28 protein-coding genes, 1 pseudogene and 1 other annotated feature are annotated in these 23,118 nt (G+C 35.4%); of the genes and pseudogenes, 20 read left to right on the forward strand and 9 right to left on the reverse strand.

The window, feature by feature from the left end; translation table 11 throughout:
* Window positions 1-103: 103 nt before the first annotated feature.
* From HNQ94_RS04085 to HNQ94_RS04095, 3 genes and pseudogenes are all read right to left on the reverse strand, one after another.
* Window positions 104-1,108 (reverse strand): annotated as a pseudogene (locus tag HNQ94_RS04085) (DUF3231 family protein).
* A 217-nt stretch (window positions 1,109-1,325) separates the two neighbouring features.
* Entirely contained in the window at window positions 1,326-2,513 is a 1,188-nt protein-coding gene (locus tag HNQ94_RS04090) for a DUF4317 domain-containing protein (protein ID WP_174494949.1), read from the reverse strand.
* A 155-nt stretch (window positions 2,514-2,668) separates the two neighbouring features.
* Complete coding sequence (locus HNQ94_RS04095; protein WP_174494948.1) at window positions 2,669-3,070, reverse strand: DUF4830 domain-containing protein; 402 nt, start codon at window positions 3,068-3,070, stop codon at window positions 2,669-2,671.
* Between the two features lie 122 nt (window positions 3,071-3,192).
* On the opposite strand from HNQ94_RS04095, the gene HNQ94_RS04100 reads away from it, so the two are divergent.
* From HNQ94_RS04100 to HNQ94_RS04120, 5 genes are all read left to right on the forward strand, one after another.
* Window positions 3,193-3,345, forward strand: coding sequence for a hypothetical protein (locus tag HNQ94_RS04100; RefSeq protein WP_174494947.1), 153 nt, complete (start codon window positions 3,193-3,195; stop codon window positions 3,343-3,345).
* A gap of 158 nt (window positions 3,346-3,503) precedes the next feature.
* Entirely contained in the window at window positions 3,504-4,328 is an 825-nt protein-coding gene (locus HNQ94_RS04105; RefSeq protein ID WP_174494946.1) for an MBL fold metallo-hydrolase, read from the forward strand.
* 109 nt (window positions 4,329-4,437) lie between these two features.
* Complete coding sequence (locus HNQ94_RS04110) at window positions 4,438-4,641, forward strand: alpha/beta-type small acid-soluble spore protein (protein ID WP_174494945.1); 204 nt, start codon at window positions 4,438-4,440, stop codon at window positions 4,639-4,641.
* 175 nt (window positions 4,642-4,816) lie between these two features.
* On the forward strand, window positions 4,817-5,536 hold the full coding sequence (locus HNQ94_RS04115; protein ID WP_174494944.1) for an aspartate/glutamate racemase family protein: 720 nt from the start codon (window positions 4,817-4,819) through the stop codon (window positions 5,534-5,536).
* Between the two features lie 121 nt (window positions 5,537-5,657).
* Window positions 5,658-5,828 carry a XapX domain-containing protein gene (locus HNQ94_RS04120; protein WP_174494943.1) on the forward strand — a complete coding sequence of 57 codons (171 nt, stop codon included), beginning with the start codon at window positions 5,658-5,660 and terminating at the stop codon, window positions 5,826-5,828.
* A gap of 2 nt (window positions 5,829-5,830) precedes the next feature.
* Here HNQ94_RS04120 and HNQ94_RS04125 read toward each other — a convergent pair whose 3' ends face one another.
* Complete coding sequence (locus tag HNQ94_RS04125; protein WP_174494942.1) at window positions 5,831-6,274, reverse strand: YaiI/YqxD family protein; 444 nt, start codon at window positions 6,272-6,274, stop codon at window positions 5,831-5,833.
* 192 nt (window positions 6,275-6,466) lie between these two features.
* Between HNQ94_RS04125 and HNQ94_RS04130 the strand changes: the two genes are divergently transcribed.
* Entirely contained in the window at window positions 6,467-7,327 is an 861-nt protein-coding gene (locus HNQ94_RS04130) for a CvfB family protein (RefSeq protein ID WP_174494941.1), read from the forward strand.
* A 388-nt stretch (window positions 7,328-7,715) separates the two neighbouring features.
* Window positions 7,716-8,852, forward strand: a complete 1,137-nt coding sequence (locus HNQ94_RS04135) for a M20 family metallopeptidase (protein WP_174494940.1) — start codon at window positions 7,716-7,718, stop codon at window positions 8,850-8,852.
* 135 nt (window positions 8,853-8,987) lie between these two features.
* Here the strand turns inward: HNQ94_RS04135 and HNQ94_RS04140 are convergent, their stop codons facing one another.
* Window positions 8,988-9,545: a hypothetical protein gene (locus HNQ94_RS04140; protein WP_174494939.1), complete on the reverse strand. Its 558-nt coding sequence runs from the start codon at window positions 9,543-9,545 to the stop codon at window positions 8,988-8,990.
* A 176-nt stretch (window positions 9,546-9,721) separates the two neighbouring features.
* On the opposite strand from HNQ94_RS04140, the gene dacB reads away from it, so the two are divergent.
* The 3 genes from dacB (at window position 9,722) to HNQ94_RS04150 (ending at window position 11,992) form a co-directional block, all read left to right on the forward strand.
* On the forward strand, window positions 9,722-11,227 hold the full coding sequence (gene dacB, locus HNQ94_RS04145; protein WP_174494938.1) for a D-alanyl-D-alanine carboxypeptidase/D-alanyl-D-alanine endopeptidase: 1,506 nt from the start codon (window positions 9,722-9,724) through the stop codon (window positions 11,225-11,227).
* A gap of 140 nt (window positions 11,228-11,367) precedes the next feature.
* Window positions 11,368-11,442: a putative holin-like toxin gene (locus tag HNQ94_RS19795; protein ID WP_221452492.1), complete on the forward strand. Its 75-nt coding sequence runs from the start codon at window positions 11,368-11,370 to the stop codon at window positions 11,440-11,442.
* A gap of 298 nt (window positions 11,443-11,740) precedes the next feature.
* The gene (locus HNQ94_RS04150; RefSeq protein ID WP_174494937.1) at window positions 11,741-11,992 is read left to right on the forward strand and encodes a sporulation protein; all 252 of its coding nucleotides are present in this window, start codon (window positions 11,741-11,743) and stop codon (window positions 11,990-11,992) included.
* 181 nt (window positions 11,993-12,173) lie between these two features.
* Here the strand turns inward: HNQ94_RS04150 and HNQ94_RS04155 are convergent, their stop codons facing one another.
* Both HNQ94_RS04155 and HNQ94_RS04160 read right to left on the reverse strand, forming a co-directional pair.
* Window positions 12,174-12,989: an ATP-grasp domain-containing protein gene (locus HNQ94_RS04155; RefSeq protein ID WP_174494936.1), complete on the reverse strand. Its 816-nt coding sequence runs from the start codon at window positions 12,987-12,989 to the stop codon at window positions 12,174-12,176.
* A gap of 68 nt (window positions 12,990-13,057) precedes the next feature.
* Complete coding sequence (locus HNQ94_RS04160; protein ID WP_174494935.1) at window positions 13,058-13,600, reverse strand: hypothetical protein; 543 nt, start codon at window positions 13,598-13,600, stop codon at window positions 13,058-13,060.
* Window positions 13,601-13,787: 187 nt separating this feature from the next.
* Between HNQ94_RS04160 and HNQ94_RS04165 the strand changes: the two genes are divergently transcribed.
* The 5 genes from HNQ94_RS04165 to thrS all read left to right on the forward strand — a co-directional run bounded on the left by HNQ94_RS04165 (window position 13,788) and on the right by thrS (window position 18,013).
* Window positions 13,788-14,453, forward strand: coding sequence for a DUF421 domain-containing protein (locus tag HNQ94_RS04165; RefSeq protein ID WP_246199923.1), 666 nt, complete (start codon window positions 13,788-13,790; stop codon window positions 14,451-14,453).
* Between the two features lie 191 nt (window positions 14,454-14,644).
* Window positions 14,645-14,818 carry a YjcZ family sporulation protein gene (locus tag HNQ94_RS04170; protein WP_174494933.1) on the forward strand — a complete coding sequence of 58 codons (174 nt, stop codon included), beginning with the start codon at window positions 14,645-14,647 and terminating at the stop codon, window positions 14,816-14,818.
* A 106-nt stretch (window positions 14,819-14,924) separates the two neighbouring features.
* Window positions 14,925-15,044 carry a YjcZ family sporulation protein gene (locus HNQ94_RS04175; RefSeq protein WP_174494932.1) on the forward strand — a complete coding sequence of 40 codons (120 nt, stop codon included), beginning with the start codon at window positions 14,925-14,927 and terminating at the stop codon, window positions 15,042-15,044.
* Between the two features lie 136 nt (window positions 15,045-15,180).
* A complete protein-coding gene (locus tag HNQ94_RS04180; protein ID WP_174494931.1) occupies window positions 15,181-15,303 on the forward strand; it encodes a YjcZ family sporulation protein in 123 nt (40 codons plus the stop codon).
* 258 nt (window positions 15,304-15,561) lie between these two features.
* Window positions 15,562-15,791, forward strand: a binding site (T-box leader).
* Between the two features lie 305 nt (window positions 15,792-16,096).
* Entirely contained in the window at window positions 16,097-18,013 is a 1,917-nt protein-coding gene (thrS, locus tag HNQ94_RS04185) for a threonine--tRNA ligase (RefSeq protein WP_174494930.1), read from the forward strand.
* Between the two features lie 41 nt (window positions 18,014-18,054).
* Here thrS and HNQ94_RS04190 read toward each other — a convergent pair whose 3' ends face one another.
* Complete coding sequence (locus tag HNQ94_RS04190) at window positions 18,055-18,327, reverse strand: YqhV family protein (RefSeq protein ID WP_174494929.1); 273 nt, start codon at window positions 18,325-18,327, stop codon at window positions 18,055-18,057.
* Between the two features lie 145 nt (window positions 18,328-18,472).
* Between HNQ94_RS04190 and HNQ94_RS04195 the strand changes: the two genes are divergently transcribed.
* The 3 genes from HNQ94_RS04195 (at window position 18,473) to HNQ94_RS04205 (ending at window position 20,216) form a co-directional block, all read left to right on the forward strand.
* Window positions 18,473-18,751: a hypothetical protein gene (locus HNQ94_RS04195; protein ID WP_174494928.1), complete on the forward strand. Its 279-nt coding sequence runs from the start codon at window positions 18,473-18,475 to the stop codon at window positions 18,749-18,751.
* A 12-nt stretch (window positions 18,752-18,763) separates the two neighbouring features.
* Window positions 18,764-18,964: a hypothetical protein gene (locus HNQ94_RS04200; protein ID WP_174494927.1), complete on the forward strand. Its 201-nt coding sequence runs from the start codon at window positions 18,764-18,766 to the stop codon at window positions 18,962-18,964.
* A gap of 172 nt (window positions 18,965-19,136) precedes the next feature.
* Window positions 19,137-20,216, forward strand: a complete 1,080-nt coding sequence (locus HNQ94_RS04205) for a DUF3231 family protein (RefSeq protein ID WP_174494926.1) — start codon at window positions 19,137-19,139, stop codon at window positions 20,214-20,216.
* 72 nt (window positions 20,217-20,288) lie between these two features.
* Here the strand turns inward: HNQ94_RS04205 and HNQ94_RS04210 are convergent, their stop codons facing one another.
* The gene (locus tag HNQ94_RS04210; protein WP_174494925.1) at window positions 20,289-21,239 is read right to left on the reverse strand and encodes a DNA polymerase beta superfamily protein; all 951 of its coding nucleotides are present in this window, start codon (window positions 21,237-21,239) and stop codon (window positions 20,289-20,291) included.
* An 89-nt stretch (window positions 21,240-21,328) separates the two neighbouring features.
* On the opposite strand from HNQ94_RS04210, the gene HNQ94_RS04215 reads away from it, so the two are divergent.
* On the forward strand, window positions 21,329-22,138 hold the full coding sequence (locus HNQ94_RS04215; RefSeq protein WP_174494924.1) for an Fpg/Nei family DNA glycosylase: 810 nt from the start codon (window positions 21,329-21,331) through the stop codon (window positions 22,136-22,138).
* Window positions 22,139-22,169: 31 nt separating this feature from the next.
* On the forward strand, window positions 22,170-23,003 hold the full coding sequence (locus HNQ94_RS04220; protein WP_174494923.1) for a deoxyribonuclease IV: 834 nt from the start codon (window positions 22,170-22,172) through the stop codon (window positions 23,001-23,003).
* Window positions 23,004-23,118 lie beyond the last annotated feature (115 nt).

Raw genomic sequence — 23,118 nt, forward strand, 5'->3', positions numbered from 1 at the left:
AACAAATGACTAACGAATTATGCATATTCGTTAGTCATTTTTCATTAAAATATTGATCAAATAGAAGAACAATCTAAAATCTATTGATAGAGAACTAAACGCTTTACTTATCCTTTGCAAGCTCTTTTCGATTTGGGGCAAGTGGTGGTTGCTCTAACCATTTGTTTTTTGTCATTATGTTGAACCATTGTTTTGTCACACTTAGGTTTTTTAATATTATTTTTTCATAGGTCATAGCAAGATCGGATCGCATAGCGGAAGCAAGTCCTGCTCCGTGATAATTCTGTGCTGTTTGTAGTAGGAATCCAGTGTGATAGAGCATTAGTTTGTCTGAAAAAGGGGATTCTGTGGAATCCGTCACTTCCGATTCCCAGGACATTGGTATCGGTAAATTATCTTGGTGTAGAATTTTACCTAATGATTGAATCTGTTCATCTGAAGTTTTTTGTGCTGACTTGAAAAATTTCCTCACTTCACTTGACTGGGTAACTTGGCTAAAACCTATGGAAAGGGCCTTCCCTAATATTTTCTTTTTCATATTCATTCATAAAGCGATAATTTCTGTAGCTGCTAAAGGACGCTTGTTCCCAAAAAATCCATCTAAAAAATCTTGACCTTGAATAAATTCTGGATTTTCATCAGGAAAAAAGTAAGGATCTCTTTGGAAATGCCTTTTTTCTAATAGTAACTCTGTTGTTTGATGGTACATTCTTTTTCCATCATTATCACAAGAATCATAAAAATATCTTAGATCTTTTCTGATAAAAGAACTTATCGACGTTGTATGACCTAATAGTCCATGTAAAGTAATAATATGTAAATAGTGTAAGCAAAATATGTCTGAGAACAATCTTTTTGTTCCTTTATTAAGGTCAGAGTCTGTAAAACCAATCGGAACTGGGAATCCATCCTTTTTAAGAAAGGTTATAATCTGTTTCTTTTTTTTACCAAATGTCCTCATGGCATTTTCAAAAAGGGCTTTAATTTTTTTATCTTCTATAATAGACAGCATATATGTGTTTATAATTTCAACAGCTGTACCGTTCATATATTGCCCCCACAGTGTACCAATTTCTGAAGAGGTTAGTTTTATATCCTTCTTATCCATGAAATCACCTCTTGTAAATGTTTCCCAAGTTAAGGAGGCTTTATTATTATTAAATTCCTTCTTTAATCTAATCGGTGTTCACAGGGATATAAGTTAACAGCTATTTACTCTCTGTTAAGAAATGGATTAATAAAAGGATAGGAGGGCCGAAGGGGTAAGTAAAATCCTTCTGCATTCGAAACAATTGCAGAAGGATTTCAATTGATAAATTTACTTGTCATTCACTCTTTGGCTTTAAACCAGTAATAGCTTCGGGAATCATTGTAAAACCTTCTACAATAGTATCTTCTTCTACTTCAATCATTAAGTAACGCTTACCATGAAAATGGACTTGTCTCACAAATTTCAAATCTTGAGGGCTAATAGAAATGTTAGCTACCTTCGTGTTAATTTTGATGGATTTTGATTTATATTTTGGTAAGATACTGCTTGCTTTCAGTTCATATTTTTCATCATCGATTACTCTTTGGAAGGCTGATTGAACTTTTTCTGTATTTACTTCTTCCAGTCCACTCATTTTCAAGACCCGCTCTACATCTTTTGAGTCTAATTTTGGTGTTTCTTCCTCTTCATTTTCTTCGATTACTCGGTTGATTTCTTCATATACGTTGGCGAGCGTTGACGTATTAAGCTCATGTCCTACAACGTCTCTTACAATTCCTTCAAAAACATCTTTATCTTCTTTTGCGGTCATTGTCTCCTGTCCATTTAATACTTTCTCAATGAAGTGATGGTCTGGTTCATTTGCTTTGCCAGCCGAGTATAGGATGTGATTAACATCTGCTGCATTGTCTGTAAAGCACGGAAATAAAAATCCAGCTACTGGGGCGTTAAGGTTAATGATAGGATCGACAACAACATTATACTTAAATTCTTTTTCGACATAATCAAAAAGCAATTCTTTTTTTGGTTCTTGTGTTTTATTGATACTACAAAGAATAAAGGAATGGGAATAAACAGCATCACGTTCACTTTCCTCGGACTCCTCATTACGGCGTTTCATCGGTTTCAAATATTCTCCTCGAATGAAGGTGACGACGATATCCATTTCATATTGTTGGTCCTGAAGCATTTTTTCCACCATAAGAAGCATTTGCTCCTTCCAGTCTTCCACGTCCGTGCTTAATAAACCCTTATGAAGAATGAGCTGACTGTGATTTTCTGCTTCTCGTTCAAATTTCAACTCAAACAACTTTTCATCTATCTGACCCGTTAATACCTTTTTAAAATTATTTAAAAACAATTCTTGTTGATCTTGGTCCAGCATTTCAAATGGTTGACTCTGCTGATGATATATTTCACTAGATTCCTTCATGATATAAACATTAAAAATTTCAGTAATTTTTAATAAATCATTGTCTATTTTGAATTGTTTTCGGATGTTTGCTATGTCTTTTTTGTTCATATGTAGTCCCTCTCCTAAGCTCAACTTTAAAGTATTTTGTATTAGCTATAAAAGCAATAGAAAGTGGAGAGCAAAATCAAACATCCATTTGATTTACTCTCCATCCTTGTAATCATCCTATAATTTTAACATAACGTCCAATCCAAAATAAGTTTTTATTTCTTCATTATGCCTTCATCCATCAACCGTTGTTTATCTGTTAAAGAAAAAAGTCCTGGAGACCAATTAGCCAAAACACCATGCCCACCAATGATGTCACCATCATACTCATATATGTGAGCAGTCATTTTTTCTCCATTTATTTGCTTTTCTTTTAATAAATAAGAAGTAATTGTTACTTCTTTACCTTCATATTCCTTTAAATCTAAATCTGCTATCCGTAAAGACTCATAATATTCTGGGAAATGATCTAATACTTTTGTTTCTGCTTTCTGGAACTTCTTTATATGCCAGTTATGTTGTAATAAATAATCATTATGTACTTCTGGAATGTCTTTCCCTCCGCAGGATACTAGAAAAAAAGCACTTACGAAAAAAAGTAGTAATAATTTTTTCATTATTTTTCCCCCTATATAAATATGAGACGAAAAACTTCTATAATTGTTTCAGCAGAATACCTTCTTTGAGGATGAATGACTTAAATATCGGAAAAATAAGATGGAAAGGAGGAATTTAAAAAATGAAAAAAGAGAAAAAAGATGTAGAACCAACAATTGCTGAGGGTATCGATACAGAGGATGAATTAAAGGAAGAAGCAACAAAAGAAGAAGTAGAAAAAGGGGATTTCACTTCGGTTACAACATTATCCTCAGATGAAAATGATCCTAGTTAACATGATGTTGCTGGCTGAAACATTCAGTCAGCTTTTTACGTTGAAAAAAAATTTTCCGTCAAAAGTCTTAGAAAAAGATTCTCTATAAGGTGGATTCGGTTTCACCTTCTCCTCTTTACAATAAGTATAAAGATATGGAAGTTTAGGAGGAGATAAAATTGACGAACTTTATTTGTCAAACATGCGGTGTGCAATACACTGATCAAGGAGAACAGCCAAGTTGTTGTGTTATTTGTGAGGAAGAAAGACAATATGTCCTTCCATCCGGTCAAAACTGGACTACTTTAGAGGAAATGCAGAATAGCAATCTATACAACAATAACATAGTGAAAGAAGAAAAGGGTCTGTATAGTCTAACGACAAATCCAACGTTTGCTATAGGACAAACAGCATATCTTGTCCAACATAATGGGTTTAATGTGTTGTGGGACTGTATTACGTATATGGATGATGAAACCATAAGTAAAATAAAGAATCTTGGTGGAATTGATGCAATCGCTGTTTCACATCCGCATTTTTACTCGACCATAGTGGAATGGGCAAAAATTTTTGACGTGCCTGTTTATCTTCATGAGGATGACCGTCAATGGGTTATAAGACCTCATGAAAATTTACATTTCTGGTCAGGTGAAGAATTTTCCTTAAAAGAAGGATTAACATTATACCGTTTAGGTGGTCATTTTAAAGGGGGAAGTGTACTCCATTGGAGCGAAGGTAATGAAGGGAAAGGTAGTTTATTGTCCGGAGACATTATTCAAGTGGTCGCGGATCAGAATTGGGTAAGCTTTATGTACAGCTATCCTAATTTAATTCCACTACCAATAAAAAAAGTAGAAGAAATTGCGGAAAAAGTGAAGCTGATTCCATTTAATCGATTATATAATGCGTTTCATAGAAAAATTTTTAATAATGCTAATCAGGCAGTTCAAAAGTCTGCAACCCGCTATATAAAGGCATTGGAAGGCGAGTTGTTTCAAACTTAATAACCCATTACCAATATTTTCTGGTTAAAATTTGTATATAAACTGAAATACTCCATAAGGCTAACTAATGTAACATCGAATACAAAAAAACCAAAGGAGGACATTAGACATGCAACAACAAAATCGTTCTAACAATTCCAACCAACTTGTAGTACCTGGTGCAGAAGGTGCAATCAACCAAATGAAGGAAGAGATTGCTCAAGAATTTGGTGTACAATTAGGAGCGGATCAAACTGCACGTGCTAATGGTTCTGTCGGCGGTGAAATTACGAAGCGTCTAGTTTCTTTTGCACAACAAAGCATGAATAAGTAAGATTTATCCGTAAGGTTTATTTTTTTAAAAGTCCCCAATTTTTTGGGGGCTTTTTTATACTTTAAGAAAGTTTAAATTTGTTAAAGGATTAAAGTATAAGAAAACTAAGGCTTTCTCCATAAGGACTTGGCGACAAGCCAAGTTTTTCTAATGTGAAATAAATGAGGTGTTGAGGTTGAAGTATTATGCAAAGAAAGGTCAAATGGATTTTGGAGAATCCATTGGAGTTATTATGTTAGATACGTTTACACCTTTTATTCCCGGAGATGTAGGGAATGCAAATACGTTCTCTTTTCCAGTACGATATGAAAAAGTAGAAGGCCTGACCGTTCAGAAGATGATGAAAGAAGATGATTTATATTATGAATCACTTTTAGAAGCTGGAAATAAACTAGCTCGACATGGAGTCAAGGCTATAACTGGTGATTGCGGGTATATGGCTATTTTTCAGGAGAAATTAGTCGATGATTTGAAGATTCCGGTCTTCTTAACAAGTTTGTTGCAGCTTCATTTTTTAAAACATCTTATTGGGAAAAAAGAAAAAATAGGGGTTATAACAGCAAATAGTAACCTGTTGGATCAACGTTTATTGCAAACAATTGGAATTGATGAAAGCTTTCCTATTGTCATAAAAGGATTGGAGAAAGAAAAGCATTTTCATGACTTTGCTATCAAGGAATCTGGCTTTCTGTATAAGCAGAAAGTAGAGGAAGAGGTGGTACATGTAGCAGAAAAATTTGTTACAGAGCATCCTAGTATGAAGATGATTTTATTGGAGTGTAGTATGCTCCCACCTTACGCAAAAGCATTACAAGACAAAGTAAAGTTACCTGTTTATGATTATGCTTCCATGATTAATTATGTCCAATCAGGACTAGTTCAAAGTGTTTACTAATTTAACAAGGAATATGTTTCTTTTAATGGTAGGATTATGTTATTGTAGAGTGTGCACTTTGCATAAAGTTAGAGATTTAGCAAAATAATAATATCAGTCATATATGTAGGAGAGAGTCATCATGAAAGAAATTATTTTAAGTTTAATAGCAGGTGTTTTCGTTGGCGTATTATTTAAGATTATTCGTCTACCATTACCAGCACCGCCTGTCTTAACAGGTGTTATCGGTATCTTTGGTGTGTATTTAGGCGGTGTGTTAGTAGACTGGGCTTCAAAGTATTTCGGACAATAAAATTAGGCATTTGACAATACGTTGTGTAAAAGGGTCCTAAATGTTTCTCGATCTTGATTGGTGAACGCTTTAGGGCCTTTTGTCTTGTACCCACTGCGCCTTGCTTTTGCGTTAGCATGGCGGGTCGTAAGTAGTTGATCAATATTTTGATGAGAGTATTCAAACCCTTTATGGTGAAGGACGCGGCATCCTTTTCCTAATCCTAATGAAGCTAAACCATAATCTTGGGTAATAATAAAATCTTCTTTTTTCGAAAGCTGCATGATCCGATAATCGGCAGCATCTGCTCCAGCGTCAACATATATTGTTTCTACACCGGGCTCGTTATCTAAATTTGAAAAATGAGAAAAACTCATCACGAGTACAACAGGAACCGAAAAGGTACGGGCCTCAGAAATAATGATGTCTTTTACCGGACATGCATCAGCATCCACAAAAATTTTCATTATAATTCTCCTTCATTGGAACTATAGCCATTATATTGATACTATATAGAATAGCGTATTTAGTATGCAAATTGAAGTTGAATGGAAAATGGACGGTTTTCCATTTGAATTTATAGGTGTGAAGTGCCTAGATTGGAAATAAAGATTTAAGTTAACAGACCCTATACTAAAGATAAAAGGAAGGATTTTAATATGAACAATTTGTTAGGAACGGTTCAAATTCTAACAGTCGCAAGAAAAATTGATACTGGTTATGTGTTATCAGATGGTGCAAATGAATATTTATTACATATTACAGAAGCTACTGGCGAACTAGAAGAAGGCCAAAACGTTGATGTCTTTTTGTATCAAGATAAAAAAGGGCAAATAGTTGCAACGATGACCATACCTGATATACGTTTTGAGGAATATGGCTGGGCAGAAGTCGTGGAAGTTGTTAGAAACTTAGGTGTTTTTGTTAATATTGGGATCCAAAAAGAAATTCTCGTATCAAAGGATGATCTTCCCCTATTAGAAGATGTGTGGCCAGATGTTGAGGACGAACTTTTTGTGAAACTAGGTACAGACAAAAGGGGAAGATTATTAGCGATACCAGCAACAGAGAGTGTTTTTGAGGAGACTTGGGAACATGCCCCTGAGTCGGTATTGAACACCCCGATGAGTGGACGAGTTTACCGAGCGAACAAAGAGGGTACAACCATTATTACAGAAGAAGGCTACCGTGGTTTCATTCATCATACAGAGCGAAAAAGAGAGCCGAGACTTGGGGAATGGGTAAAAGGTCGTGTTATTGACGTAAAATCAGATGGTACATTAAATCTATCTTTACGTCCTTTGAAACAGGAAGGTATGTTGGAGGATGCTGACGTGATTCTAGCGTACATAGAAGAAGAAGGTGGCGTAATTCCATTTAGTGATAAAACTGACCCAGAAGATATTTTGGGCACCTTTAACATTAGTAAAGCTGCTTTCAAGCGTGCATTAGGCAAGTTGATGAAAGAAAAGAAGATTGAACAACGAGATGGGAAGACATATTTAAAAACGACCGAGTGACACGGAACAAACTAGTGCCATATGGAAATCTAAAAAAACAAAAAATGTCTGTTTGGGACTTTGATTAAGCGGGTATATTATTAAAGCATAAGATTGGAGAAAAAGGGCTATTCGTAAGTGACCTTCACTTGGGATAGCCTTTTTTATACTTTAAGAAGGTTTAACTTTGTTAAAGGATCAAAGTATAAGAAAAACTAAGGCTTTCGCCATAAGGACTTCGCGACAAGCCGAGTCTTTCTAATATTGCCGTGTTGGTTACTAACCCTTCCTTCTTATCAAATTCTCAACTTAATAGTAAAAATAACTCCTAGTCTGAGGAAAAGTAGTATAATAAGATATAGATGTAATTCGACATTTTTTTAAAATGAAAAGAAAGACAGGAGAAAGTATGCTTATATTTTTACAACAACAAGAAACAGAAATGCTGAAATTATTAGAGCAACTCGTCAATATCGATAGTGGTTCCTTACATAAAAAGGGAGTAGACGAGATTGGAAATATGCTCAAGCAGCAATATGAGGCACTCGGTTTTGTCGTGCGTATTAAAAACGAAAGGGAATATGGAAACCACCTCGTGATACAACACAAGGATGCATTAGACCCCCAGATTATTCTACTCGCCCATATGGATACCGTTTTTCCTGAAGGAACAGTTGCGGAACGCCCTTTTAAAATAGAAGGAAATCGAGCTTTCGGCCCAGGTGTTATTGATATGAAAGCAAGTCTAGTAACGTTACTTTTTGCGATAAAAGGTTTAATCAATGCCGGTCATCATAGTTATAAAAATGTGAAGATTGTTTTAAATAGTGATGAAGAAGTGGGATCAATTACTTCACGTCCCCTTATTGAACAGCAAGCGAAAGGGAAAAAGTACGCACTAGTTATGGAACCTGCTAGAAAAGATGGTTCTCTTGTTTCTTCAAGAAAAGGGAAAGGGAACTATACGATTAGTGTTGTAGGTAAAGCTGCTCATTCAGGTATCGAACCCGAAAAAGGCCGGAGCGCCATTGAAGAGCTTGCCCATAAGATTATTCAACTTCACGAGCTTTCTGACCTTGAAAATGGAATTAGTGTAAACGTAGGTTTAATTGAAGGTGGCTCATCTGTTAATACGGTTTCAGATCACGCAGTCGCACATATTGATATTCGTATAGCGGAAATGGATCAAGCTGAGTCATTAGAAGAAAAATTAGAAGAAATTTGTGCAACGACAGATGTTTCCGGAACGAAAATTTCTTTAGAGGGAGAAATTAATCGACCTCCAATGGAAAAAAACAAAAAGACCGAAGCGTTACTAAGTGTCATAAAAGAGGTTGGAGAAAAAATCGGTGTGACAATTGAAGACACTGCAACAGGTGGAGGTTCGGATGCATCCTTTACTTCAGCTCTAGGAATAGCAACAATTGACGGACTAGGTCCTGTTGGAGGAAATCCACATAGTGAAAAGGAATACTTAGAAATAGATACGTTAGTTCCAAGAACGTTATTACTGGCGACTATTATTCAACGATTAACGAAAAATTAACTACATTTCAGTCAAAACCCAAATCGGAAAGTGATTTGGGTTTTTCCATAAACGGTTGGAAATGTTTTGCTTTTTTTGCGAAAAAGTAATGTTTTTCCCATATTTTATTGAATTGAAGCTACTTATTTATCTTACTTACCTTTCCTTTATTTTTAAAAGTATCCTTGTAAACCAAAACGAAACGAGGACAATACCTAGATCTAGGAGAAATAAAAAAAATTGGTTCATACCTTTTCTAAACTCCACTAAACCGAGGTAGGATTCAATAGTAGCAAAACCGAATGTGAAAATAGCACTTAAAATAACGGTATACAGATAAAAATTTTTCTTTTTTTCCGTACAGTATTGGTAGACGAGAAGAAATCCTACAGGTAGAGTCGAAGCAGTTAAATTTAATGCAAAAGGTAATTGTGGTAATAAAAAATAGGTATGTACTAAGTAATTATGTCTTTCTAGGATAATGTCTATGTATGTCCAAAGGATGTGAACGGTATAGCCAAAGAAAAACAACTCAAATATTCTTTTGCGATCCACCATAAAAATAAGTAATAACAAAGGGAAAACCATTAGGAACACTACAACCCAAAATTGCCAGTTCCCAAAACTAGAATATTCTTGCCAATAGGAATCAACTAACGAATTAAACTTATCATTATTATCAAATATTCGTTCCCAATACTCTTTATAACTCATAGGAACTCACCCCCAACATCCATCACGTATTGTTCATTAGCATGTGCAAAAAGAACAGGAATATATGATGAATTTAAAGGTTTTATAAAATAAGTATTAGGTGAATTCACGATTAATATTTACGCACCTGGAGATGATAGTAAAGTACGAAAATGTATGGGGTGGTGAGCTAGAAGATGATGTCTAAAAAAAATATGAAAATGTACTTTTGCATTCTTATGCTCTATATAGGGACAATTGGTCCGGTTTTTGCGGTTGAACAATCAATAGAAGTGCACACTCAAGTAGATAAGGATATTAAAAGCATGTTAAATGAATTTTTGCGAAATGAAGAAAACTTAAATGGGGCTATTGCTGGAATTAGTATTCGTTCTGCTAATTCAGGGGAAATTTTATTCAGTCATTATGGTGATACTCGATTAAGACCTGCATCTAATTTAAAACTTTTAACGGCAGCTGCAGCTCTATCGGTACTAGGAGAGGATTATCGCTTTTCAACAGAACTGTGGACTGATGGTACGATAAATAATGGTGTCTTAAATCGGAACCTGTATTTAAAGGGGAAAGGTGATCCTACCTTGTTAAAGGAAGATTTAGATGAAATAGCTAGACTACTACATAAAACTGGTGTGAGAGAAGTTAAAGGTGATGTCATTGGGGATGATTCTTGGTATGACGATCTTCGATTATCACAAGACCTTCCATGGACTGATGAGCATACTTATTATGGAGCACAGATTTCTGCTCTTACCGTTTCCCCTAATGATGATTTCGATGCGGGGACTGTGATTGTATCCATTAATCCTGCTAAAAATGCCGGGGAAAAAGCAACAATTACCGTAGATCCAGAAACAGACTATGTAAACATTATCAACAAAACAGAAACGGTAACGAAAACAAATGTCGAGGAATTAAAGATTGAACGTAAGCATGGTACAAACACGATCGTTGTAGAAGGTGAGATTCCAATAAACTCGAATATGGAACGAGAGTGGATTGCCGTATGGGAACCGACAGATTATGTCTTGAATTTATTTAAACACTCGTTAGAGAAGCACGGTATTCAATGGTCCGGAAACTTTAAAAGGGGTGTAACTCCCTCAGATGCCAAAAAGCTTATTAACCACGAATCTATCCCACTAGCAGAATTGCTAATCCCCTTTATGAAACTTAGTAATAACGGACATGCAGAGGTTTTAGTGAAGGAAATGGGAAGAGTGAAAAAAGGAGAAGGAAGCTGGGAAAAAGGGTTAGAAGTGATGACCGAAGAGCTATCTAAATTAGGAGTAAATGTTGATACGTTAGTATTACGAGATGGTTCAGGTATTTCACACGTCAACTTAATACCAGCGAATGAAATATCAAATTTTCTCTACACGGTACAGAACAAAGAATGGTTTCCAACCTTTTTAGATTCCTTGCCAGTTGCAGGAATTACGGACAGATTGGTTGGTGGTTCGCTCCGTCATCGGATGTATATTCCACCAATGCAAGGGAATGTAAAAGCGAAAACCGGTACAATTTCTACAGTTAGTTCATTATCTGGATATATTGATGTCCCAAATGAAGAGAAGATTATTTTTTCCATTCTGTTGAACAATGTGCTCGATGAAGATGATGGAAAGGATATAGAGGATAAGATTATCAGCCTATTAGTTCAAGGATTTACAAATAGGCAATAGGATGCATTTATCAGAACGAGTGTACTGTTAAAGGCTTGTTTATGCTATAATTTTCTTGCAGCTAACCATCCAGGGTGGGTGGTGGCACCTTTTAACTTCTCGGTTTGTGACATGTCACTACGGGAAACGGGGTGTTGCCTATGACTGTTTATGAGGCATTAATTTTAATGATTAGCTTTGCGTCATTGGTTGTGTTCATGAACAAAGAAAAGTAACCCACCCTGACTGCCATTAGGGGAATTGGGTTACTCCTTCTCTTGGGCCACCGCACATTTTGCGGATAGCTGCATGACGTCGATGTTCGCCGCATCGGCGTCTTTTTAGTATATGTTCTATCGCTATTATAATATGCTTGAAAACAAACAGCAACCGAATAGAAGAAATCATTTCCCGGGTAAGCGCAGAAAAGGACAAAATTTTCAAACCGACGACAAAAAATGTATGATTCATTCGATATCAATACATCCTACTTCATGAACGAACATTTTTTTAGGTAGACGGAGGATGATTGTGATGGATCAATCGTTAGCATATTTACATGAAGTACTTTCCAACTATATCGAAGACAATGATGCTATTCGTGATCTTGATGAAAAAATCATGCAAGGAAATTATGAATCAGAACATGTGTTTACGAGAGATTTAGATGAAGAGGAAAGTAGAATTTTGCGTGAAGTTATAACAAGAGAAATGCATCATGCCAATCAAACAGGTGACCACGAACGTGGGTATCAATTGTATGAAGTGTATGAGCTCCTTTATTAAATTTAATGAAAGAGCGTGCCTTTAATGGCATGCTCTTTCATTTGAAATAAAAGTCGTAAATAAAAATCTTACTCGAACCTAGAATATATAGGATGAAGCCTTTAAGTATGGTTCTGAACTTTCACTTATTCCGGTGAACCCTCAATAATGCCCCACAAACCTTCACTAATCTCAAGTATCCTTAAGATATCCCTTGTAAAGGTGATGTTGGAACAGTTGGGAATGGTGGAGTACTCGTTTTGATCAAATACTCATATATTTTTTGCTCAATTAAGATTCCTTGTTCCCGGATTCCTTGATTGCCAAACAATACATTAAATTCTAAAATATAAAATCTCCCGTTTGAGAAAATAATATCGAAACCTGCATGGTTAATGTTTAATTCTTTCGATACTTTTAAAACTAAATCGAGAGCTTCCTGTGGGATAAAATCATAACAAATATCGCCACCTTGAGCAATATTATGAAGAAAAGCACCATTCGTACCGATACGCCAGTAAGCCGTCACTATTTCATCACCGACGATACATACACGCATGTCTCGGTCGTCATTCTCTAAATACTCTTGTACATATAAAACATCAACTTTTTCTGCATATTCTATAAAGTCTTCTTTACTTTCAATTAAATAAACACCTTTCCCCATGGAGCTTCTAGGCTCTTTTCCTACAAAAGGAAATGGAAATGTTTCCAAAATAGCAGCTCTATTGGAGTCGGTATTTGCTAGAATTTCCGTATATGGTACGTGTTCTGGGGCAACTGTCCACAAGGCACGAGTCATCTCTATTTTACTAAAACCTAATTGAATTGTTTCAATACTAGGAAAAATATTTTTCTTCAAACCGTAAACGAGAGAGTTTGTTTGCCAAGTTTCAGGGAACAGCAAATAATCTGCATGACGGATTGCCTCTATTTCCTTAAAAGTATGTTCTGGTTTTATATAAAGAACACCAGGAATACCTAGTGTACGGAACGGATTAAACGATACAAACTTCATCTTGCATCAACCTTCTTTACAGTAAAATGTCTTAAACGAGAAAATTATAGAGGCAAATTACACCATCGTCAATACATTTTTTCAGTCAGTCCGATTCGCTTCATTACCTGCATACTTAACTCCGTCCACAACCAGCAATAAAAAAGACTAAACAGAATAATCCCACCTAATTTCCCCCATGAAAAAGATAACTCAAACCATGGATATATGGAAAAATGGAAAAAAATCATCACAAAAAGAATGCCGCTCATTAGAAGAAGAGTAGAAAAGGTGACCATATATATTTTTTTGCCGAAATAAAGTCCGATTCCGATACCTATGCCAATTACTCCCGTAGTGAAGGAAAAAATAATTAATTGGCTAATTTGGACTAAGGATAAAAGCATGATTGTAATAAAGTAAGAAATTAGACCATTGGATAGTCCAAATATAAAACTTAACAGGATGGGAAAGGTAGCTAGAGGACTAAGATAAAGAGAACTTGTAGCTTGGAGTAACGTTGCACAAGTAGCTAAAATAGCAACCCTTGTTAACCTTCTAGGGTTAGAATAATGCGTTTGAAAATAAAAATAAAACGGACGGAACCAGTATTTCTTCAATGGCTTCAACATGACATCACCCCTACAATGAACACTTATTTTCATATATATTCAGCTAATGTATGGATTATTTTTGGAAAGATTTTCAACTAAAAAATTATCCGGAAACAGCTAAATAAATGAATAAAAATTGATCTGTTGGAGACAATTAATAAAGTTATCTTAATAGGAAAGCCGCGGTGATAGAATGAGTTTTGGAATGATAGCTATAAAAATATTGGTTGGGTATGTGGCACTTTACGTAGTGACGAAAATTTTAGGTAAGTCTACATTGTCTCAATTAACCCCCTTTGATTTTATTACAGCGATATTACTAGGGGAATTAGTTGGAAGTACTATGTTTGATAGCGAAATCAAAATTAGCCATTTGTTATTTGGTTTAACCATATTAGGACTCCTTATTTATGGGACAGAATTTATTAGTCAAAAATTTAATAGTACAAGAAGGTTACTAGAAGGGGAACCCTCTATAGTAATTAGAAAAGGAAAAATTAAACGAGAAGTTTTAAAGAAAAATAGGTTGGACATTAACCAATTACAACATTTACTTAGACTCAAAAACGCTTTTTCAATACGAGATGTTGAATATGCTATTTTGGAGACAGATGGACAATTAAGTGTTGTGAAAAAAGCTCCATTTAAATCACCTACCATGTCAGATTTGAAATTACCGGTACAACCTACAATTTTGCCAGTTACGCTTATCATTGATGGTGAAGTTGTATGGGATAATTTAAAACAAATAAATAAAAATGAGGAATGGTTAAACGAACAACTGCAAGAAAACGGGGTACATAGTTATAAGGAAGTCTTCTTTGCAGATTATAAGTCAGATGAAGGAATGTTTATTGAAAAATATGAATGAATAAACTTAAAAGGGGCATTTCTATTTGTGGAAATAGATATAGCCCCTTTTATACTATTTTTAGTGAAAATAATTAAATTCTCTCTTTTCTATTATAGTAGCCTCTATATTCTAAAGTAGAGACATTCGTCTTAACACTTGATAGGTTTAATCATATCGTACTAGTAAATAGATAATAGGGAGGTGAAATGATGGGATGGTATAATCCTTGGGGCTATGGTGCTGGTTACGGATCTTATGGTACTGGATACGGTGCTTATGGCTATGGTGGATCTGGCACAAACGGTTTCTATTTGATTGTAGTACTTTTCATTCTATTGATCATCGTTGGAAATAGTTATCCAATGGGTGGCGCATATAGTTAATCATTATAGGAACACATTTTTTAACACACTATGCTAATAGCCTTATCACTTACTAGAATATTCTCATAGAATAATAGTAGAAAAATGATAAGGAGGTGAAGTATTCATGAGTTATGGTGGCGGTTATGGAAGCAACGGTTTCTTTTTGATTGTTGTTCTATTCATCTTGTTAATCATCGTAGGTAATAGCTATCCAATGGGTGGCGCATACGGCGGTGGTTACTAAAAAAGGTAAGCCCCATTTTTATAGATTCTATCCTAATAGATTCGCACATTTCTATTTTTCGCCGATAAACGCCTTATCACTTACTAGAATATTCTCATAGAATATAGTAGATAAATGATAAGGAGGTGAAGTATTCATGGGTTATTCCGGTGGTTTTGGAAACAATAACGGCTTTACTTTGTTAGTCGTATTATTCATCTTGTTAATCATCGTAGGTAATAGCTACCCAATGGGTGGCGCATATGGCGGAGGTTACTAAACTTTCGCAAACTTTTAAAACCTATCCGTAAGTTCCGTGTAGCTCATTGGAAGTTCTCCTCATTGAATATAAAGGGGAATCCTTACTGCCCGCCTCAGTAAGGATTTCCAACGCTATTATAAATTTATACTATTTAGAACCTTCCACCTTCTAAAATCATGTCTATGCTTTTTGAAAAAAATGTATGGACGAATTTCTAAAAAAATATTGATTTTTTATATTTAATATTGTATAGTTTGAGAAATATAATACGTATAACATAATGCAACGATAAGGACATGAGTTATTTTTACGGTTCACAGAGAGGGAAGACTTGCTGAAAACTTCCTAACTAAAGAAAAAGTAACTTACCACCTTGGAGCAGTATTGGGGAACAAAAGTATCCAATACCGTAGTGCGACGATACCGCAACACAAGCCACTTTTTGAAAATAATAAAAAGTGGGAACTTGGGTGGAACCACGGGTAAATAATACACTCGTCCCTTCTATAGGGGCGGGTGTTTTTTAATTTCATAAGCAAGCAATGACAAGGACATGGGTTGTTTTTAACGGTTTTACAGAGAGGGAAGGAATGCTGAGATCTTCCTAACGCAGAAAAATTACTTACCACCTTTGAGCAGTATTGGGGAAAATGTAGTATCCAATACCGTATGTGCGACGATACCGCAACACAAGCCACTTTTTTCAAAAAAATGAAAAAGGTGGGAACTTGGGTGGAACCACGGGTAAATATACACTCGTCCCTTCTTTAGGGACGGGTGTTTTTTAATACAAAAAAATGGAGTGAAAAAGATGAGTGAAAATATGTTATTAATTCAATTTCCAGATGGAAGTGAAAAAGAGTTTGGTAAAGGTGTTTCTTTGGAGCAAATTGCAGGATCTATCAGCGCTAGCCTGAAAAAGAAGGCAATTGCTGGAAAAGTCAATGGAGAGCTCTATGATCTGAAAAGACAAATAGAAGCTAATGCAGCCATTGAAATTATAACTTTGGACGAGAAGGAAGGGATAAACGTTTTACGTCATTCTGCTGCCCACGTGTTAGCACAAGCTATACGAAGAATTTACGGTAAGGTAAATTTAGGGGTTGGACCAGTTATAGAAAATGGATTCTTCTATGATTTGGATTTGAATGAGTCTATTTCTATAGAGGATTTACCGAAGATTGAGAAGGAAATGAACAAAATTGCGGCTGAAAATTTACCAATAGTTCGGGAAGAAGTATCTCTAGAGGATGCAGAAAGGATGTTTGCCGAAGATCCATTGAAATTAGAACTCCTTAAAGATATTCCAACTAATCAGAAAATCACTGTTTATCGCCAAGGTGAGTTTTATGACTTATGCCGTGGACCACATGTACCATCCACAAAATTTATTAAATCATTTAAACTAATGAATGTTTCAGGTTCGTATTGGCGTGGGGATAGCAGTAATCAAGTTCTTCAACGGGTTTATGGTGTGGCTTTCGCATCCCAACAGGACTTGGATAATTATTTACATTTTGTTGAAGAAGCAGCAAAACGTAATCATCGCAAATTAGGAAATGAGTTAGAGCTTTTCATGTTTTCGGAAGAAGCACCTGGCATGCCCTTTTATTTACCGAATGGGCAAATTATTCGCAATGAACTGGAAGGCTTTTTAAGAGATGTACAAAATAGAAGTAAGTACGTAGAAGTAAGGACTCCTTTTATGATGAATCAACGTCTGTGGGAAAAATCCGGTCACTGGGATCATTACAAAGATAACATGTACTTTTCAGAGGTAGATGAAACTAAATTTGCGCTAAAGCCAATGAACTGTCCTGGTCATATGCTCATTTTTAAAAACAAACTTCATTCTTATCGGGATTTACCAATTCGAATGGCTGAATTTGGTCAAGTGCATCGTCACGAGTATAGTGGTGCGTTAAATGGATTGTTGCGAGTCCGTACATTCTGTCAGGATGATGCTCATATTTTCGTAACAAAAGAACAGATTGAAGGGGAAATAAAATCAATCATTCAACTAATCGACTATCTATATGGCGTTTTTGGTTTTGATTATGAAGTAGAACTTTCCACTCGCCCTGAGGATTCAATGGGTAGTGACGAACTTTGGAATGGAGCGGAAAAGGCACTACAAAATGTGTTGGATGAGCTTAGGTTGGGATACAGAATTAATGAAGGGGACGGGGCGTTTTATGGTCCTAAAATTGACTTTCATATTAAGGATGCACTAGGAAGAAGTCACCAATGCGCAACTGTTCAACTAGATTTCCAAATGCCAGAAAAATTTGATTTAAACTACATTGATGAAAATAATAAGAAGCAGAGACCTGTCGTTATTCACCGAGCTATTTTCGGTTCACTAGATCGTTTCCTAGGTATTTTAATTGAGCATTTCGCTGGCGCTTTTCCAACTTGGTTGGCACCAGAACAGGTAAGAATTATACCTGTATCCGTAGACGTGCACGAAGAATATGCAAAGAAAGCAGCTGCCCAATTGAAGGATTCTGGAGTTCGAGTAGATGTTGATTGTCGAAATGAAAAACTCGGATATAAAATACGCGAGGCTCAAATCAAAAAAATTCCATACGTACTTGTAATAGGGGATAAGGAAGTACAAAATGATAAAGTGAATGTTCGTAAGTACGGAGAGGAAAAGCAAGATGCAGTATCACTTGATCGATTTGTTTCTAGTATCGAGCAAGAAATTAAAAGTAAACAAGTGTAGTAGAAAAAAGATAGGCAGCACATGGTGCTGTCCTATCTTTTTTAGCTTTTTACACCGTAAATAATAAAACATATACCAATAAAAATCCAAATTAATTTAGCGTAGGAAACCTGCTCCGCAATACTGTACACACCAATTGTAGTAGTCAAAATCATAATTAACGGACCTACAATAGCTAAGGAACTGTTTAAGATGAGTGCTTTTCCCACATCATTAAATTTTAAAATTAAAAATGCTACTAAAACTTCAATAGTGCCAGAGAACAATCGTAACAATGCCATACCGATAATTGCCTTTTCAAAAACACCAAACATATGAATTCACCTACTAATGAATTAGTCTGTCCTCATTATATGTTTGATTGTGGGAAAAAAGGACAAGAGTAATCTTTTTTTATGGAACATGAAAAATATGTTTCCCTTTTGAGCAAACTAAAACGACTTTGAAAAATAGAAGGTGATGAAGCTGCGAACAAAAGAGGAACAAAAATTCGTTTTTGAAATGATCGGCGATGATGAAAAAGTCTCCGTCAAAGGAAAGATTAGTGGAGATGCGATTATCCCGAAGCATGACGATTTAAAAATGAAGGCAATCATTGCACTATTAAACTCCATTGATCAAAAAAACTTTATAGAACATGAGCAAATGTCATTATTTCAAAAATATGTAGAAGAAATAGAAGAAACGATTCAAGCACTAAAAGAGCACGATGGATTCCAGCAGGGAATAAAGGAATAGGAGGTAAATAGAATGGCAAAAGACAAAGAAAAGAAAAATATAAATGCTGCTCTAGGCGGAATGGGACTTTATGGGACCACTGGAAATGTGGAAATAGAGGGCTATGAAATGTCTGGTGATATTGAAAACGCAGGGCAACTAGATAAAGGTTTTAAAAGGGATAAGGGAACAAGAGGTGCAAATGCAACTGTTAGTCCAAAAGATGAAGATTAGACTGCAATTAAGAATGTGGAATCAACTAAAAAACAACAATTCACTGTGATCCCTTTTATTTCAAGCATAATGGTTTTTTTAGCAAGTAATCATCCTTTGAATTGGATATATGTAATAAATTCCTCTTATTAACTAACACTAATCTCTAGAGAAGTACATAGGAGGATGAAGTATGAACACAAATTCTTCTTCTCATGAAGATAAAAAAGTAACAGAGACAGTTAAAGAACATCAACAAAATAAAAAGTTATCTTCAGCTGAAATAGCTGATTTATTTGCTAATTATCTTGGCGATTCCTTATTCAGTTGTGTATTCGAACACCATCTTCAAGTGGTAGAAGATGAAGAAATAAAGGAATATTTAGAGTTTGCCTTATCCATATCCAAAAAACATTTGCGAATGATCGAAGACATTTATGAAAAAGAAGATATACCTAAGCCAGTTGGTTTTGGAGAACAAGATGTAAGAAAAGATGCTCCTAGACTTTTTAGTGATTTATTTATGGTTTTTTATGTTACACAAATGGCTGTTGCAGGTTTAAGAACGTATGCAAGTGCACTTTCAAGCTCATCAAGGCAAGATATTGTTGAATATTTCAAAATGTGTTTAAATGACACCGTTGTCACATATGAAAAAGGATTTCACTTACTCCTTATTAAAGGAAAGGACATCTTTACTCCGACTATTCCTTATCCGAAAAAGGTTGATTTTGTTGAGAACGATTCATTTATTTCTTTAATAGCAGGAAAAAATAGGCCCTTAACTGCGTTAGAGATAAAATATTTACAAATTAATATCAATACAAACGTTCTAGGTAAAGCACTGATGCTTGGGTTTAGTCAAGTGGCATCATCTGATAAGTTGCGAAAATATTTCCAACAAGGTGCACAAATTGCAGATAGACAAGTTAAAGAATTATCTAGTTTTCTAATTAGTGGTAACTTACCTGCTCCAAGCATTATGGATGCTCATGTAACGGACTCTACTACGCCCCCCTTCTCGGATAAGTTGATGCTTTACCATGCTAGTTTAGCTAATAGTATTGGTATTGAAAACTATGGATTGGCAATCTCTAGAATGACAAGACATGATTTACATGCCCAATTTGCCATACTAATTGCAGATATCGGATCATATGCAAATAAAGGAATGAACATAGTTATTGAAAAGGGCTGGTTGGAGGAACCTCCGACTGCTCCAGACCGCCAAAAACTCTCAGACATGTCCCCAGGAAGTAAATTAGAAGAATGAATCCTTTGCGGAGAGAAGTATTTTTGTGAGAAATAGGTGCAAATTATGTAAGTGAATCTGCACCTATTTTGATTAAATATTATAGAAGTTACTCATGATTTCAAAATATAAATCATTTATTTTCCTGTCGTCTGTTGCATTCGGCAAAAGTGTTTTTTCTTTAGCATTTTCGAGCTGTTGAAACAATTCTTCTGTTAATTCAAAAAAGTCATCCCACCTTACATCCCCATTCCGTATTGATAGCAAATAGTCTCGATCAACTCCCCGATCAACAGTTAACGTCCCTTTTTCTAAAAGTTCAATTCCCATTAATAAGAGGCGAACTAAATGCATTGCGTGTTTATGAAGCTTATCAGTCGGTTTTTTGTTCTGCTGGGACGTTTTATTATAGCTTTTTAATGTTCCAGCTAATTCTGAAATACAACCATGTAATTCCGTTAAGGGAATGGCGTCAAAGGATACGGATAAATCAGCCTCTTGTTTTTGGGATTGTTGGGAGAAAACATCTTTTATTATTACGGTTCCATTTTTTAAGGAAGGGTATTTTTCATCCATTTGCGAAAGCATTCTTTGTAAGGTATATCGAACATGTTCGTTTTGATCTTTTTCTGTCACTTTATTTAAACCATTCTTAATTCGCATTAACTGATCTTTTGCATAACCATAAAAGGAGTAGTAGCAATTTTGTGATAGAAATAAATGTCGATTATTTCTTAAAAGTTCCCCATATTTCGTTTGCTTCTTAACAAACTCTTCCTTCACAAATAACGTTTCTAACATTGTCGGGTTTTGAGCGTTTAACAAATTCATCGCCTTTTTTAACGAATGATATTCTATGTCTGGATTGTGATAGGATTCTGTCTCCCATTCCTTACTTAGCTGTAGTAGGTAAGTGGGGGGCAAAATAACAATGGCTTTTTGATCCACATCCGAATGGTCATTTGCTAAACCATATGCCGTAGATCCGGTTATTACCTGATATATGGAATGCCTATGTAAAATGTCTTTAAAATTTTCTTTCATATGGATTGTCCTCCTAAATGCTGTATATTGGTTATTTTTTATAGTAAGAAGGAAATAATACGGCGTAAGGAACGATTGGAGGAAAAAAGATGCCAGAATTGCCAGAAATGGAAAATTATAAAAAACTTTTAACAGAGAAAATAGCAGAAAAAACAATTATGAATGCAATGATTAAAAGGGAAAAATCGATTAATGTACCTATAAAAACGTTTCAACAGCAAGTACATAGTCAAAAAATCATTTCGATTGAAAGAAGAGCAAAGCATTTATTATTTCATTTAGAAAATGGCTACATTCTATTGCTACACTTAATGCTCGGTGGTTGGATGTATTATGGAAATGAAGAAGATAAACCAGATCGTAGCATTCAAGTGGAGCTTTACTTTGGTGATAATAGTCTTTATTTCATCGGGCTGCGCTTAGGTTATTTACACCTTTTCACGAAAAAAGAGGTAGATTCTGAGTTGTCTGATTTAGGTCCAGAACCACTTGATATTAATTTTTCTCTAAATGCGTTTCAAGATTTGACGAAAGGGAAAAAAGGGAAGTTGAAAACCACGTTAGTAGACCAAAAATTTTTAGCTGGAATCGGTAACTGCTATTCGGATGAAATATGCTTTGAAGCACAGCTCTTGCCAACAAGGACGATGAACAATTTGAATGATCAAGAAGTTGTGCAACTTTACCATGCCATTCGCTCTGTATTGCCGACAGCAACGGAGCATGGTGGATATATGGAAAATCCACTCTTTACTAATGATCAGAAAACTGGTGGGGTGTCCAACTTTTTAAAGGTATATGACCGAGAAGGGGAGTCTTGCAAAAGATGTGGTGCTACTATCTTGTTTAAGGAAGTATCTTCACGAAAATGTTTTTATTGTACAGGCTGCCAGCATTAATTAATTTTTGAATAATAGGAGAGTTGATTCAGTGAAATTTGGATGTCATGTCAGCATAAAAGAGGGTTATTTAGGTGCTGCCGAATTAGCAAAAAGTCTTGGAGCAGAGGCATATCAATTTTTTCCGAAAAATCCACGAAGCTTAGGCGTTAAGAATTTTAACGAAACCGATGCAACAGCTTGTAAGCAATTTTGCAAACAAAATAAGTTAGTTTCCATTACACATACTCCCTATCCAACGAGTTTAACCCCAGAAGATAACAAACAAGAGGACGTCATTCAATCGCTACAAAATGATTTAGAAATATCAGAAGCATGTGGAGCTATTGGCGTTGTCGTCCATTTCGGTAAACAAAAAGATAGTAAGGACCCATTAGCAAGCTATCATGTAATGATAAATATATTAAATGCCGTACTGGAGAATTGGGAAGGGCAATGCAAAATTTTATTAGAAAACAATGCGGGGAAACCAGGTTCGATGGGTACCACTATGGAAGAGCTTGTTCAAGTTCGTAAATTATGTGATGACCCAGACCATATTGGTTTTTGTCTGGATACTTGCCATGCGTTTGCGAGTGAATTTTGGACTGGCGAAAACACAGATGAACTTATAATGAAGGGATCTGAACTTGGTTACTTTAACTATCTAGAGGCTATACATTTAAACAATTCCAAATACCCTGTCGGTTCGGGTAAAGACCGACACGCGAATATTTTTGGTCATGGCTATATTGAGGCGAGTCAGTTTGAACTTTTTCTCCAACAACCTAGCGTAAAAAAAGTACCTATGATATTAGAAACTCCTTCTGAATTTGGGATTACAAAAGAGAAGGAAATAAAGCAATTGTACGATAGATGGGGATGAAATATCATTTGTCAAGTATTAGACACAAATTTCCTCTTTTTCTTATTGTTGGTCGTTCTACACAGGAATATAATGAAGGCGTCAACAAAATAATGAAATTTTTCCTAAATAAAGG

Origin of the sequence: Salirhabdus euzebyi (assembly GCF_014207435.1) — a bacterium.
GTDB lineage: Bacteria > Bacillota > Bacilli > Bacillales > Alkalibacillaceae > Salirhabdus > Salirhabdus euzebyi.